The 13,252-nt window shown below is 71.8% G+C and carries 9 protein-coding genes; 7 read left to right on the top strand and 2 right to left on the bottom strand.

Annotated elements, in window-relative coordinates; genetic code table 11:
- Positions 1–137 precede the first annotated feature (137 nt).
- The 4 genes from ACFVQ3_RS04770 to ACFVQ3_RS04755 all read left to right on the top strand — a co-directional run bounded on the left by ACFVQ3_RS04770 (position 138) and on the right by ACFVQ3_RS04755 (position 7,802).
- On the top strand, positions 138–1,667 hold the full coding sequence (locus ACFVQ3_RS04770) for an RNB domain-containing ribonuclease (RefSeq protein ID WP_387635725.1): 1,530 nt from the start codon (positions 138–140) through the stop codon (positions 1,665–1,667).
- 45 nt (positions 1,668–1,712) lie between these two features.
- Complete coding sequence (locus ACFVQ3_RS04765; RefSeq protein WP_387635722.1) at positions 1,713–2,090, top strand: sterol carrier family protein; 378 nt, start codon at positions 1,713–1,715, stop codon at positions 2,088–2,090.
- A gap of 432 nt (positions 2,091–2,522) precedes the next feature.
- Positions 2,523–7,229, top strand: coding sequence for an ExeM/NucH family extracellular endonuclease (locus tag ACFVQ3_RS04760; RefSeq protein ID WP_387635720.1), 4,707 nt, complete (start codon positions 2,523–2,525; stop codon positions 7,227–7,229).
- 138 nt (positions 7,230–7,367) lie between these two features.
- Entirely contained in the window at positions 7,368–7,802 is a 435-nt protein-coding gene (locus tag ACFVQ3_RS04755; protein WP_387635718.1) for a hypothetical protein, read from the top strand.
- A gap of 27 nt (positions 7,803–7,829) precedes the next feature.
- Here ACFVQ3_RS04755 and ACFVQ3_RS04750 read toward each other — a convergent pair whose 3' ends face one another.
- A complete protein-coding gene (locus ACFVQ3_RS04750) occupies positions 7,830–9,188 on the bottom strand; it encodes a hypothetical protein (RefSeq protein WP_387635715.1) in 1,359 nt (452 codons plus the stop codon).
- 118 nt (positions 9,189–9,306) lie between these two features.
- On the opposite strand from ACFVQ3_RS04750, the gene purF reads away from it, so the two are divergent.
- Both purF and purM read left to right on the top strand, forming a co-directional pair.
- Positions 9,307–10,854 (top strand): amidophosphoribosyltransferase, encoded by a 1,548-nt coding sequence (gene purF, locus ACFVQ3_RS04745; RefSeq protein WP_387635712.1) that lies wholly within the window; start codon positions 9,307–9,309, stop codon positions 10,852–10,854.
- A 55-nt stretch (positions 10,855–10,909) separates the two neighbouring features.
- On the top strand, positions 10,910–12,028 hold the full coding sequence (gene purM, locus ACFVQ3_RS04740; RefSeq protein WP_387635709.1) for a phosphoribosylformylglycinamidine cyclo-ligase: 1,119 nt from the start codon (positions 10,910–10,912) through the stop codon (positions 12,026–12,028).
- A gap of 169 nt (positions 12,029–12,197) precedes the next feature.
- Here the strand turns inward: purM and ACFVQ3_RS04735 are convergent, their stop codons facing one another.
- Positions 12,198–12,497 carry a DUF3073 domain-containing protein gene (locus tag ACFVQ3_RS04735; RefSeq protein WP_387635707.1) on the bottom strand — a complete coding sequence of 100 codons (300 nt, stop codon included), beginning with the start codon at positions 12,495–12,497 and terminating at the stop codon, positions 12,198–12,200.
- Between the two features lie 316 nt (positions 12,498–12,813).
- Between ACFVQ3_RS04735 and ACFVQ3_RS04730 the strand changes: the two genes are divergently transcribed.
- Entirely contained in the window at positions 12,814–13,026 is a 213-nt protein-coding gene (locus tag ACFVQ3_RS04730) for a BldC family transcriptional regulator (protein ID WP_030151000.1), read from the top strand.
- Positions 13,027–13,252 lie beyond the last annotated feature (226 nt).

The raw sequence follows: 13,252 nt of genomic DNA, 5'->3' as shown, positions 1-13,252 counted from the left end.
TCGTGAGAGGTCGCCCCGGATGCCGGCCCCCGGCCGGGACGACGCCGTGCGGGGCATCGGCGCTCGGCCGCGGTCGGAGGTCCGCCCGAGCGCCGACGAGGAGCCGTCGCCGTCGGGTACCCCCTAGAGTCGACGACGTGCCCACCCGGAACCTGCGTGTCGCCCCCGTCCTCCCGACGGTCGATCCTGTCCTGACCGCTCTCGCCACCCTGCGTGCGGAGATGGAGATCCCCGCCGAGTTCCCGCCGGACGTCGTCGAGGAAGCCTCGACGGCGGCCCGGGCCGACGTCTCGGCCGGCCGTGAGGACCTGCGCGACGTCCCGTTCGTGACGATCGACCCGCCCGGCTCGATGGACCTCGACCAGGCGGTCCACCTCGAACGCCTGCCCGGTGGCTACCTCGTCCGGTACGCGATCGCCGACCTCGCGCCCTTCGTGACCCCGGGCGGTGCGCTCGACGCCGAGGTGAACGAGCGGGGGATGACGCTCTACGGCCCCGACGAGCGCACGCCTCTGCACCCCGCGGTGCTGTCCGAGGCCGCGGCGAGCCTCCTGCCGGCCGCGGACCGGGCCGCCGCCGTCTGGCACGTGACGCTCGACGAGCGCGGCGAGATCGCCGACGCCCGGGTCGAGCGGGCACTCGTGCGCAGCACGGCGCGGCTGACCTACGAGGAGGTCCAGGCGCGCCTCGACACGGGGGACGCGGGACCGATGCTCGACCTGCTGCGCGAGATCGGCCTGCTGCGCGAGGCGCGCGAGAGGGCGCGGGGCGGGGTGTCCCTCAACGTGCCCGAGCAGGACGTCGTGGCGCACGAGGGCGGGTCGTTCGGGCTCGAGTTCCGCTCGACGCTCCCGGTCGAGGGGTGGAACGCGCAGATCTCCCTGCTGACAGGCATCGCGGCCGCCCGGATCATGCGGTCGGGCGGGGTGGGGATCTTTCGGACGCTGCCCGCCGCGGACCCGCGGGACCTGGAGCGCCTGCGTCGTACGGCCGGGGCGCTCGGCATCGACTGGCCGCGGCAGGTGTCCTACGGCGAGCTGCTCGCGACCCTCGACTCGGCGAGCCCGCGGCACGCGGCCTTCCTCAACGAGGCGACGTCGCTGTTCCGTGGGGCGTCCTACGCCCCGTTCGGTGGGACGGGTCAGCCCGCCGAGGTGCCCGACGACGTCGCGCACGCCGCGATCGCCGCTGAGTACGCGCACGTGACCGCACCGCTGCGCCGCCTGGTCGACCGCTACGGGACCGAGATCTGCCTCGCGCTGTGCGCCGGCGAGGACGTGCCGCTCTGGGTCCGCGACGCCCTGCCGGGGCTGCCGCGCACCATGGCGCGGACCGGTCAGCGTGCTGGTTCGTACGAGCGGGCGAGCGTCGACATCGTCGAGGCGGCGCTGCTCACGGGCCGGGTCGGTGACGTGTTCGACGCCGTGGTCGTCGATGTCGAGAACGACGAGGAGCGACGCCGTCGGGCGGCCAGGAAGACGGGCGAGGCGACTGCCGACGCGCCGACGCCGGACGGGCAGGACCTGGTCCGCGGCCAGGTCGTGATCGTCGATCCCGCGGTCCGCGCGAGCGTCGAGGGCGTCGACCTGCCGCTGGGCGACCCTGTCCGGGTCCGGCTGCGCGAGGCGTCGATCGAGCGCCGCCGGGTCGACTTCGAGCTCGCCTGACGGGCCGAATCACGCACTCAGCGACGAGCACGGGAGGATGGACCCATGCCTCCCCGTCGCCGCACCGACCCCGCCGTCGGCCGCTCCGCTCTCGCCTCCTGGCAGGACGGTGCCGCCGGACGTCCCGAGGTCACGACCGCCGTCCGCTTCACGCTCGAGGAGCTGGCGGAGGTCGCGCCCGGCCACGCCGTCGAGGTCAGGGTGCCCCCTTACGGCGCGGTCCAGGCGGTCGAAGGCCCGCGGCACACCCGTGGCACCCCGCCCAACGTCGTCGAGACCGACCCCGAGACGTGGCTCGGCCTGGTCACCGGTGCGGTCGACTGGGCGGAGGCCGTGGCGGACGGGCGGATCAGCGCCTCGGGCGAGCGCTCCGACATCTCGTCGCTGCTCCCGTTGCAGGCCGCGCGACGCCGCGACCGATAGGTCACCGTCGGCGCTCCGGCCCGTCACTGTCGGCGTGCCGGGCCGTCACCGTCGGCGCTCCGGCCCGTCACCCTCGGCGTGCCGGGCCGTCACCGTCGGCGTGCTGGCCCGTCACCGTCGGCGTGAGGACCGTTCCGGTGCGCAGTGTCCGCTGGGTGAGATAGCGTGCGTGTCGAACGGGCGACGGTGCCCGTCGACCGGACCGCGCACGACGACGTCGCGCACCCCGGCCGCAGGGTGCCGTTCGTCAGGGGATCGTGGTCGTTCGACCGGTGGAGACCGGCCGGACACCACGTGTTCATCAGCCTGCTGTTGGATTCCAGAGCCTGCACCCGCGCCACCCGCGCCGAGGCGGGCGCGCCGGGAACCCGGCCACGACACGAAGGAGTCAGCGTGATCGGTAGTCACCATCAGTCCCGACGCAGGAGAGGTGTGGTCGCGGCCACCCTGTCGGCGTCGCTCGTCGCCACGGCGGCGCTCAGCACGGTAGCCGCGGGGTCGGCTTCTGCTGCGGTCGACGGCTCGTCCGTCGTCATCAACGAGGCGTACCTCAACGGCGGGAGCGCCAACGCGCCCTACCTCAACAAGTTCGTCGAGCTCTACAACCCCACGGCCGCGGACATCGACCTCACGGGCTGGTCGGTCCAGTACCGGTCCGCGACGGGCACGGGCGCCTCGAACGGGGTCGTCCCGCTCACGGGGAAGATCAAGGCAGGCGGCTACTACCTCGTGCAGGGGGCGTCGAACGGCGCCAACGGCGCTGCTCTCCCGACGCCCGACGCGACGGGGACCATCGCGCCGCAGGGGCAGAACGGGACGCTCGCCCTGGTCAGGTCCGCCTCGGCGATCACGATCACGCCCGGCTCGGTCGTCGCCAACCCGCAGGTCGTGGACCTGCTCGGCTACGGCACGTCCAACACGTTCGAGACCGCGGCGGCTCCCGCGGGAACGGCCAACAACGTGCCCGGCTCGCTCAACCGTGCGGCCGGCGCGGACACGGACAACAACTCCGTGGACTTCGCGGTCAGCACCACCGTGACGCCGCAGAACAGCGGTGGCGGCTCGGGCCCCGGCCCGGACCCCGAGCCCGGCACGGCCAGGACCATCGCCGAGATCCAGGGCACGGGCGACGCGAGCCCCCTCGTGGGCCAGACCGTCACGACGCGCGGCGTCGTGACCGCGACCTACCCCTCGGGCGGCTTCGACGGTCTCTACATCCAGACGGCCGGTTCGGGCGGTGACCTGGACCTCGCGACGCACACCGCGTCGGACGGCCTGTTCGTGTACTCGAAGGCTGCGGCGACGGCGCTGCAGGTCGGCCAGCACGTCGAGGTCACGGGCGTCGTCTCGGAGTACTTCGGGCTGACGCAGGTCACGCCGGCGGCGTCGGGCTGGAAGGTCCTGACGGACCCGGCCGAGGTCGTCAAGCCCGCGAACGTCGCGTACCCCGCGACCGCGGCGGACCGCGAGAAGCTCGAGGGCATGCTCGTCCAGCCGGCCGGCGACTACGTCGTCGCCGACAACTACGACACGAACTACTACGGTTCGGTCGTCCTGGCGAGCGGCACGGAGCCGCTGCGGCAGCCCACGTCGGTCGGCCGTCCGGGCAGCGCGGAGGCCGCAGCCGCGGTCGCCGACGCGAACGCCCGCCGCGTCAACCTCGACGACGGCGCGACGACGAACTTCAACAACGCGGCGAACAAGGCCAAGCCGCTGCCGTACCTGACGGGCGGTGCGCCGGTGCGTGTCGGCGCGCTCGCGACCTTCACGTCGCCGGTGATCCTCGACTACCGGTTCGACGGCTGGAACTTCCAGCCCGTCACCGAGCTGACCCCGGCCAACGCGGCAGCGGTCCAGCCTGCGACGTTCGCGAACACGCGCACGGACGCCCCGGAGGCAGTGGGCGGCGACGTGACCGTGGCGGCGTTCAACGTCCTGAACTACTTCACGACGACGGGCGACCAGGTCAGCGGGTGCCAGTTCTTCACCGACCGCGAGGGCAACCCGATCACGGTCCGCACGGGCTGCGATGCCCGCGGTGCGGCGAACGCGGCGAACCTGCAGCGCCAGGAGACGAAGATCGTCGCGGCGCTCAACTCGCTCGACGCGGACGTCGTCGCGATCCAGGAGATCGAGAACTCGAAGGTGTTCGGCAAGAACCGGGACGCGGCGCTGTCCACCCTCACGGACCGGCTCAACGCCGCGGCCGGCGCGGGGACCTGGGCGTTCGTGCCCTCCCCGGCGGCGCTTCCTGCCTCGGAGGACGTCATCCGGACGGCGTTCATCTACCGCCCGGCGGCCGTCGAGACCGTGGGGGCCTCGGTCATCCACGACGTCGCCGCCTTCGACAACGCGCGCGAGCCGCTCGCCCAGACCTTCCGGGTCGCCGGGGGAGAGGCCTCGACGGACTTCGTCGTCGTCGCGAACCACTTCAAGTCCAAGGGCTCCGGCTCGGGGGCGGACGCCGACCAGGGCGACGGGCAGGGCGCGTCGAACGCGTCGCGCGTCAAGCAGGCCACGGCGCTCGCCACCTTCGCCGACCAGGTGTCGACGGCCGCGGGCACCGACAAGGTGCTGCTCGCGGGCGACTTCAACTCCTACGCCAAGGAGGACCCGATCAAGGTCCTCACCGACGCGGGCTACGTCGACCTCGGCCCGACCACGGGCAAGGAGACGTACCTGTTCGACGGGCTCGTCGGCTCGCTCGACCACGTGCTCGCCTCGCCCGGAGCGGCCGCTGCCGTGACGGACGTCGACATCTGGAACATCAACTCGGTCGAGCCCATCGCGAACGAGTACAGCCGCTTCAACTACAACGTCTCGAACCTGTACGACACCACGGCGTTCCGCTCGTCCGACCACGACCCGATCGTCGTCGGCCTCGAGCTGGGCGGCGAGGAGCCGGGCGGGGTCAAGGAGCTCGACCTGCTCGCGATCAACGACTTCCACGGTCGTATCGACGCGAACACGGTCGCGTTCGCCGGGACCGTCGAGCAGCTGCGTGCGACCAACCCGGCGGGCACGGCGTTCCTCTCGGTCGGTGACAACATCGGCGCGTCGCTCTTCGCGTCGGCGCTCCAGGACGACAAGCCCACGCTCGACGTGCTCAACGCCCTGGACCTGTCCGCCTCCGCGGTGGGCAACCACGAGTTCGACAAGGGCTTCGCGGACCTGACCGGTCGGGTGACCGACCAGGCCGACTTCGCCTACCTGGGCGCCAACGTCTACACCAAGGGCACCACGAACCCGGCCCTGCCGGAGTACGCGGTGATCGACGTCGACGGCGTCAAGGTCGGCGTGATCGGTGCCGTGACGGAGGAGACCCCGACGCTCGTGACGCCGTCCGGCGTGGCGGGCCTCGACTTCGGCGACCCCGTCGAGGCCGTGAACCGTGTCGCCGCGCAGCTGCGCGACGGCGACGCGGCGAACGGTGAGGCCGACCTGCTGGTCGCGCTCTACCACGAGGGTGCGAGCGCGGGCACGCCTGACGGTTCGACCCTCGAGCAGGAGCTCGCCCACCAGGGTGCGTTCGAGCAGATCGTCAACGACACGGACGCCCGTGTCTCGGCGATCTTCACGGGCCACACGCACAAGCAGTACGCGTGGGAGGCGCCGATCCCCGGCACCGACCGGACCCGTCCGGTCCTGCAGACCGGCAGCTACGGCGAGAACATCGGGCACGTGAGCCTGACGTTCGACACCGCGACCGACCTGGTCACCGACTACTCGGTCGAGAACGTCAAGCGCACCACGACGCCGGCTCCGGAGCTCGTCGCGGCGTACCCGCGCGTGGCCGAGGTCAAGACGATCGTGGACGCGGCGCTCGCGCAGGCCGAGGTCATCGGCGCCCAGCCGGTCGGCTCGGTCACGGCGGACATCACGACCGCCTACCTGGGTGGCTCGTACGTCAACGGCAAGTACACGGGCTCGGGCCCGCTGCCCTCCACGGGTCGTGACGACCGTGCGTCGGAGTCGACGCTCGGGAACCTCGTCGCGACCTCGCTGCGCGACACGCTGGCCGACCCGGCCCGCGGCGGTGCCGACTTCGGTGTCGTCAACCCGGGCGGTCTCCGCAACGAGCTCTACGTCGGTGCGGACGGCGTCATCACGTACGCCGAGGCCAACGCGGTCCTGCCGTTCGTCAACAACCTGTGGACCGTGTCCCTCACGGGCGCGCAGGTCGAGACGATGCTCGAGCAGCAGTGGCAGACCAACCCGGACGGCACGCGCCCGTCGCGTCCGTACCTGGCCCTGGGCCTGTCGGACAACGTCAGCTACACCGCCAGGACCGCGGACGTGAACGCCACCCCCGGTGACAACATCACGTCGGTCCTTGTCAACGGTGAGCCGCTCGACCCGGCCAGGACGTACCGGGTCGCGACGTTCTCGTTCCTCGCGACGGGTGGTGACAACTTCCGGGTCTTCTCGCAGGGCACGGACGCGCGCGACTCGGGTCTGATCGACCGGGACGCGTGGATCTCCTACCTGCAGACCCACCCGAACCTCGACCCCGACTTCGCCCGCCGTGGCGTCGTCGCGGACGGGCTGGGGACGGTCACCGCGGGTGGGTCCGTCACCGCCGACGTGAAGCGCCTCAACCTCACGTCGCTCGGCAGCCCGGCCAACACGGGTGTCTCGGCGTACCTCGTGCCTGCGGGCACGGCGTTCGACGTGGCGAACCCGGGCACGCCCGTCGCCACGGGCACGGTCACGAACGGGGCTGCGAGCCTCGAGGTGCCGGTCCCGGCGGAGACTGCGGGGGGCGAGTACGGCGTGTACGTCGTGGCCGCCCCGAGCGGCACGGTCACGCGCCTGGCGCTCACGGTCGAGGGTGCGGACCTGCCCGACGTCGTCATGGACGACCTGAGCGCCAAGGCTCAGTGCGTCGGGGGCCGCGTGCACCTGGCGGTCAAGGGCGTGAACGGTGAGACGCTCCCGATCGACGTGCGCTTCACGACGGCGTACGGCGAGAAGAAGTTCACCAAGCTGGCGCCGGGCAAGATCGCGGCGCAGACGTTCAACACCCGCGCCACGTCCGTGCCGGCCGGCACGGTGCGCGTCGCGGCGTACAAGTGGCAGGACGGTCAGGGGTTCTACGAAACCTACGACCTGGCCTACCCGGCGGTGACGTGCGGCTGACGCACTGATCGCCTGAGCACCCGAAGACCTGTCGGGCCCGCTTCCCTGCTGGGGGGGAGCGGGCCCGACGGCGTCTCGTACCTTTCGCGCACGGGTGCGGCCCAGGGGATTCTCAGCCGGACGGGGTACTGTCGGCGCGTGAGCCCCAGCACCCCCACCCCCGACGTGAACGAGACCCCCGACAGCCTCGCTCCCGCCGCTTCCCCGGAGACCGGACCGGCCACCGCACCGGCCGCTCCGGCAGCCCTGACGCCTGCTGCCGCGGACACCACATCGGCCGGTGACACGAACGACGGCGGCATCCGTGGCGACGAGGTCGAGATCGAGTCGGTCGTCGACCCGGCGACGATCCGTCGCGCGCCCCGGTACAAGGCGTTCTTCACGACGGGGGCACTGGTCGGGGTCGTCCTGGGGCTGTGCCTCGGGATCACGTGGCTCGGCTCCCCGGAGTCCCTGGGCGTGCTCAAGCCGGGTGTCTACCTCACGGTCGTCGTGCTCGGGACGACGACGCTCACGACGCTCGTCGCGGGTGCCCTGGCGATCTGGGCGGACAAGCGCAGCCTGCGCCGCTGACGGCCTCCTCGCCAGCACCGCGGCTCGTCAGGAGCCCGCGGTCACCGGTGCGGTGTCGCCCGGGTGCCACGTCGCGCGGAGCCGTTGGCGGAACCGGACCCCGGCCGGCATGCCGACGGTCAGTGCGGTGGCCCCGAGGAGCGCGAGGGCGAGCGACGCCCAGCCCGTGGCCTCGATCGTGCTGCGGTAGGTGGTGAGGGGGTGCTCCGGGTCGCCCGTGACCTGGAGAAGCGCCAGGACCGCTGGGGCGACGACGGTCGCGAGCCCGAGGAGCAGGACGCCTCCTGCCCAGAGAAGCGGTGGGCCGTCGAGGACGCGTCGCAGGGTCGCGTCGTCGGGCCGCCAGGTGCCCGCGTCGCCCGCCCGGGCGTACCGGCGCAGCGCAAGGCGCTCGTCGGCCCGGACCACGGTGGTCGCCGCGAGGGCGAGCAGGAGCACCGCCGCACCGGCCAGCGCGAGCACCGCTCCTGACGTGATGATCACGTCGATCGCGGTCTCGCCCGTCTCGTCGTAGTGCAGGGTGTCCGCGTTCCGTCCCGGCTTGCGCAGGAAGACGGCGACGAATCCGACGACGGGCCCTGCGCCGAGCAGGATCCCTCCGACGACGGACAGCGGCTTCTGGGCCCTGGCCGTCAGACGGTGCCGCCGGCCGAGCTCGACCGTGCGCTCTGCGGACGGGCGCAGGCGTTCCTCGGTGCGCACGGCGGCGCGGACGACCTGCTCGTCCCAGGCCTGCCGTGGACGGTCGGTCAGGAGTGCCCATGCCCGTCGGCCGCGTCCTCTCAGGGTCGAGAGCGTGAACCCGACGAGCACCGCGACGACGGCTGCGCCGGCGAGGACTGTGAGCCCGGTCGCCACCATGTCGCTCGCGAAGATCATGACGGGGGCCACCACCAGGACGGCGACACCGACGACCACCAGGAGGGCGACGCACAGTCCGACGAGCGGCGCCGTGGGGGTGACGTCGTCGCCGAGCGCCCGGGCGCGCACGGTGCGCACCGGCACCTGCTCGGGCGAGGTCCCCGCGAGTGCGTCGAGCCGGCGTCCGAGGAGCGTGCGCGACGCGGCGCTCGACAGGGCGTACAGGACGCCGCCGGCCGCGAGGACCGTGCTCGCGTGCACGATCACGGCACGGCTGACCGGGTCGAGGTGCTGGTCGTGCCAGACGTCCGGGAAGCCCTCCTCGAGCGTGAGCCAGGCACCGAGGAGGACCAGGAACCCGAGACCGGCCGAGGTCAGCACGGTCCGCGAGATCGTCAGCAGACCGTCCGCGAGGATCTGAGGGACGCTCGGGGCGGGCTCGACGAGCCGGAGCGAGCTCGACGGGACACGGCGCCCCGCCACGGCGATCGTGCGGCCAGGGGACGCGGGGGAGGAGTCGGTCACTGCGCGAGGCTAGCGACCACCGGGCGGGCACGTACAGGGACGTGCCCTCGTCGGGTCGCGTGGTCCATCCCCTGGTCGGGACTTCGAGCAGCCTGCGACCGTGTGGGACACTGGAGCCGTGGCCCCCCGCGGAGATGGACTTCTCAACCACGACCTCATGCCCGGCGAGAAAGGCCCCCAGGACGCTTGTGGCGTCTTCGGTGTCTGGGCGCCCGGCGAAGAGGTCGCCAAGCTTGCCTACTTCGGTCTGTACTCGTTGCAGCACCGCGGTCAGGAGTCGGCCGGGATCGCGACCAGCAATGGTGAGCAGATCCTCGTCTACAAGGACATGGGACTCGTCTCCCAGGTCTTCGACGAGACGGCCCTCAACGCGCTGACGGGGCACATCGCCGTCGGGCACTGCCGGTACTCGACCACCGGTGGCGTGACCTGGGAGAACGCCCAGCCGACGCTGGGCGCGACGTCCTCCGGGACGGTCGCGCTGGGGCACAACGGCAACCTGACCAACTCGGCCGAGCTCGTGAACCTCGTCGCGGAGCGCTACGGCGCGCAGCGTCGGGGCGAGCTGGCCCGCGGCAACACGACCGACACGGCACTCATCACCGCGCTCTTCGCGGGGGACGACGACCACTCGCTCGAGGCCACCGCGATGGAGGTCCTCCCGAGGCTCCGAGGCGCCTTCAGCCTCGTCTTCATGGACGAGAAGACGCTCTACGCCGCGCGCGACCCGCAGGGTGTGCGCCCGCTCGTGCTGGGGCGCCTGGAGCGGGGCTGGGTCGTCGCGAGCGAGACGCCGGCCCTCGACATCGTGGGCGCCTCGTTCGTGCGCGAGGTCGAGCCGGGCGAGCTCATCGCGATCGACGGTGACGGCCTGCGCTCGCAGCGCTTCGCTCCGGTGGAACGCGCGGGCTGCGTCTTCGAGTACGTGTACCTGGCACGTCCGGACACCTCGATCAACGGTCGTTCGGTGCATGCCGCGCGCGTCGAGATGGGCCGTCAGCTCGCCCGCGAGCACGGCATCGACGCGGACCTCGTGATCCCGGTCCCCGAGTCGGGCACGCCTGCGGCCGTCGGGTACGCCCAGGAGTCGGGCATCCCGTTCGGCCAGGGCCTGACCAAGAACGCGTACGTCGGACGCACCTTCATCCAGCCGTCGGACACGCTGCGCCAGCTCGGCATCCGGCTCAAGCTCAACCCGCTGCGCGACGTCATCCGGGGCAAGCGCCTGGTCGTCGTCGACGACTCGATCGTGCGCGGCAACACCCAGCGTGCCCTGATCCGCATGCTGCGCGAGGCCGGGGCCGCCGAGGTCCACGTCCGCATCAGCTCGCCGCCGGTCAAGTGGCCGTGCTTCTACGGCATCGACTTCGCGTCGCGCGCCGAGCTCATCGCCAACGGCCTGTCGCCCGAGGAGGTGGGCGCCTCGCTCGGTGCCGACACGCTCGGGTACATCTCCGAGGAGGGGATGATCGCGGCGACCGAGCAGTCGGCCTCCCAGCTGTGCACGGCCTGCTTCACCGGGAAGTACCCTATCGAGCTGCCCCCGGACGACCAGCTCGGCAAGCACCTGCTCGAGCAGGCGGAGCTGCCGCTGGGTGCCCCGGAGGACGGGCTGCGCAGCCTCTCCGTGGGAGTCGGCGGCGGGACCGCCCTCGACCACCCCTGACCCCGTACGACGCACCGCCCCACCGGGGCGCGCCGCAACCACCAGGAGTTCATTCGTGTCTGAAGGTCTCACGTACGCCGCAGCCGGTGTCGACACCGAGGCGGGCGACAAGGCCGTCGAGCTGATGAAGGACGCCGTGCGCCGCACGCACGGTCCGCAGGTCCTCGGGGGTGTGGGCGGGTTCGCCGGGCTCTACGACTTCAGCGAGGTCGCGACCTACACCAAGCCTCTGCTGGCCACGTCGACCGACGGCGTGGGGACCAAGGTCGCGATCGCACAGGCCATGGACGTCCACGACACGATCGGGTTCGACCTGGTGGGCATGGTCGTCGACGACATCGTCGTGGTGGGGGCCAAGCCGCTCTTCATGACGGACTACATCGCGTGCGGCAAGGTCGTGCCCGAGCGCATCGCGGGGATCGTCCGTGGGATCGCGGCCGCGTGCGAGGTCGCCGGCACGGCTCTCGTCGGCGGCGAGACGGCGGAGCACCCGGGCCTCCTGGGCGAGGACGAGTACGACGTCGCAGGTGCCGCGACGGGCGTGGTCGAGGCCGACCGACTGCTGGGGCCCGAGCGTGTGCGCGAGGGCGACGTCCTCATCGCGCTGGGGTCGTCGGGCCTGCACTCGAACGGCTACTCGCTGGTGCGTGCGGTCGTGAAGCACGCCGGCTGGGAGCTGGACCGCGAGGTCGAGGAGTTCGGCCGTACGCTCGGCGAGGAGCTGCTCGAGCCCACGCGCGTCTACGCGAGCGACTGCCTCGCCCTGGCGCACGACGACGCCGCGCAGGTCCACGCGTTCACGCACGTCACGGGTGGTGGGCTCGCGGCGAACCTGGCCCGCGTCCTGCCGGCCGGGCTGGTCGGCACGATCGACCGCGGGTCGTGGGACGTCCCGCCGGTCTTCACGGTGGTCCGTGACCTGGGGAACGTCCCTCGCCGCGACCTGGAGAACACGCTCAACCTCGGTGTGGGCATGGTCGCGATCGTGGGCGAGGACGGCGCCGACGCCGCTCTCGCGCGGTGCGCGGAGCTGGGCCTGACCGCCTGGGTCCTGGGTACGGTCGGCGTGCTGGACGAGGCCGTGGCCGCGTCGGCGGGCGGCGAGGACCTGGTGGTGGGCACCAAGGGCGTGCACGCGGGCGCCGTGCGCCTGACGGGTGACTACCGCAACTGACGGTACGACGAAGGCGCGCCCTGCGTCTCAGGCCGAGACCTGAGGTGCGGGGCGCGCCTTCGTCGTACGAGGATCAGACTCGCGGGTCGGTCACCGATGGACGAACTCGCGATCTGTCGACTCACGGACCGCCTGGGGCCCGAAGGTCGCAGGAAGAGGGTGAGACGCGTCAGCGGTCGTCGGACCAGCCGGTGAACGGCTGGTCGTAGTCTCCGTTGTTGTCCTCGGAAGACCTCGCTCCGTAGCGAGGATCTGTCGCGAGATCCGTGTGGCTATGACCGGTGAGCTCTTGTTCGAGAGCTTGGTAGTTCGTCTCGGGGCTGTAGTACTTCAGCGCACGAGCGACCTTGGTCTGCTTAGCCTTCTGACGGCCGCGGCCCATGGCTCCGACCCCCTCAACGTAGAAGCGGGGCGGCAACGTACTCAGACGTGCGGCCCCGGGAGTGTGTTTCGTCTGTTCAGAGTCCAACGGTACATGCTCCGGATGCATTCCAGCCACTCGGGTCCCCCGATCGGGTGGCTTGTCACACTGTCTCCACACAACGACGCCTCGACGGGCAGCCGACGAGGCGTCGCGGGGGCAGCCGGACGAGGGTCCAGGTCGAGGCGCGACACGCCCGGATCTCGGTCCGAAACACCTGTACCACCCATACCCCGTCTAATTCACCCTGTCCGCCAAGTCGCCCAAAATCCTCATGCTGCGACAATGGAAGGGCTAGCGCAGAGCTGTCGTCGCGTTCCGACGTCACCGTCGGACCAGCCAGTCGCTAGGAGGAGGTGCAGTGATGTCCGTCCATGGAGAGTCCGAAGTTCTGCTCACACCGGCCGAGGTCGCGAGCCTGTTCCGCGTCGATCCCAAGACCGTCACTCGCTGGGCCAAGGCCGGCAAGCTGTCGTCGATCCGGACCCTCGGGGGGCATCGGCGCTATCGCGAGTCCGAGGTTCGTGCACTTCTCGGTGCCGCGAGCGAGAACGCCGAGGGCGTCGACAAGGGCTGACCGACGGCGCGGTGGACCTGCCCGCGCCCAGCCTTCGCCGTCGGGCCGTTGCGGAGCCCCGGGACCTGTTTCCCGGAGCTCCCGTCGCGTCCCGACCTGGATCTTCCTCACGACCAGCCGAAAGCCCGGCGCCTGTGGCGCCGGGCTCGGTCGTTCCTGGGGCCCGTCAGCTCTGCCGTTCGGCCGGCCCGGGTGGCTCGGGCGGGGGCGGCCGAATCGTCGTCCC

The organism is Oerskovia sp. NPDC057915, from assembly GCF_042887685.1.
GTDB lineage: Bacteria > Actinomycetota > Actinomycetes > Actinomycetales > Cellulomonadaceae > Oerskovia.
The sequence above is the reverse complement of the archived record's forward strand: the minus strand, read 5'-3'. Positions and strand labels throughout refer to the sequence as shown.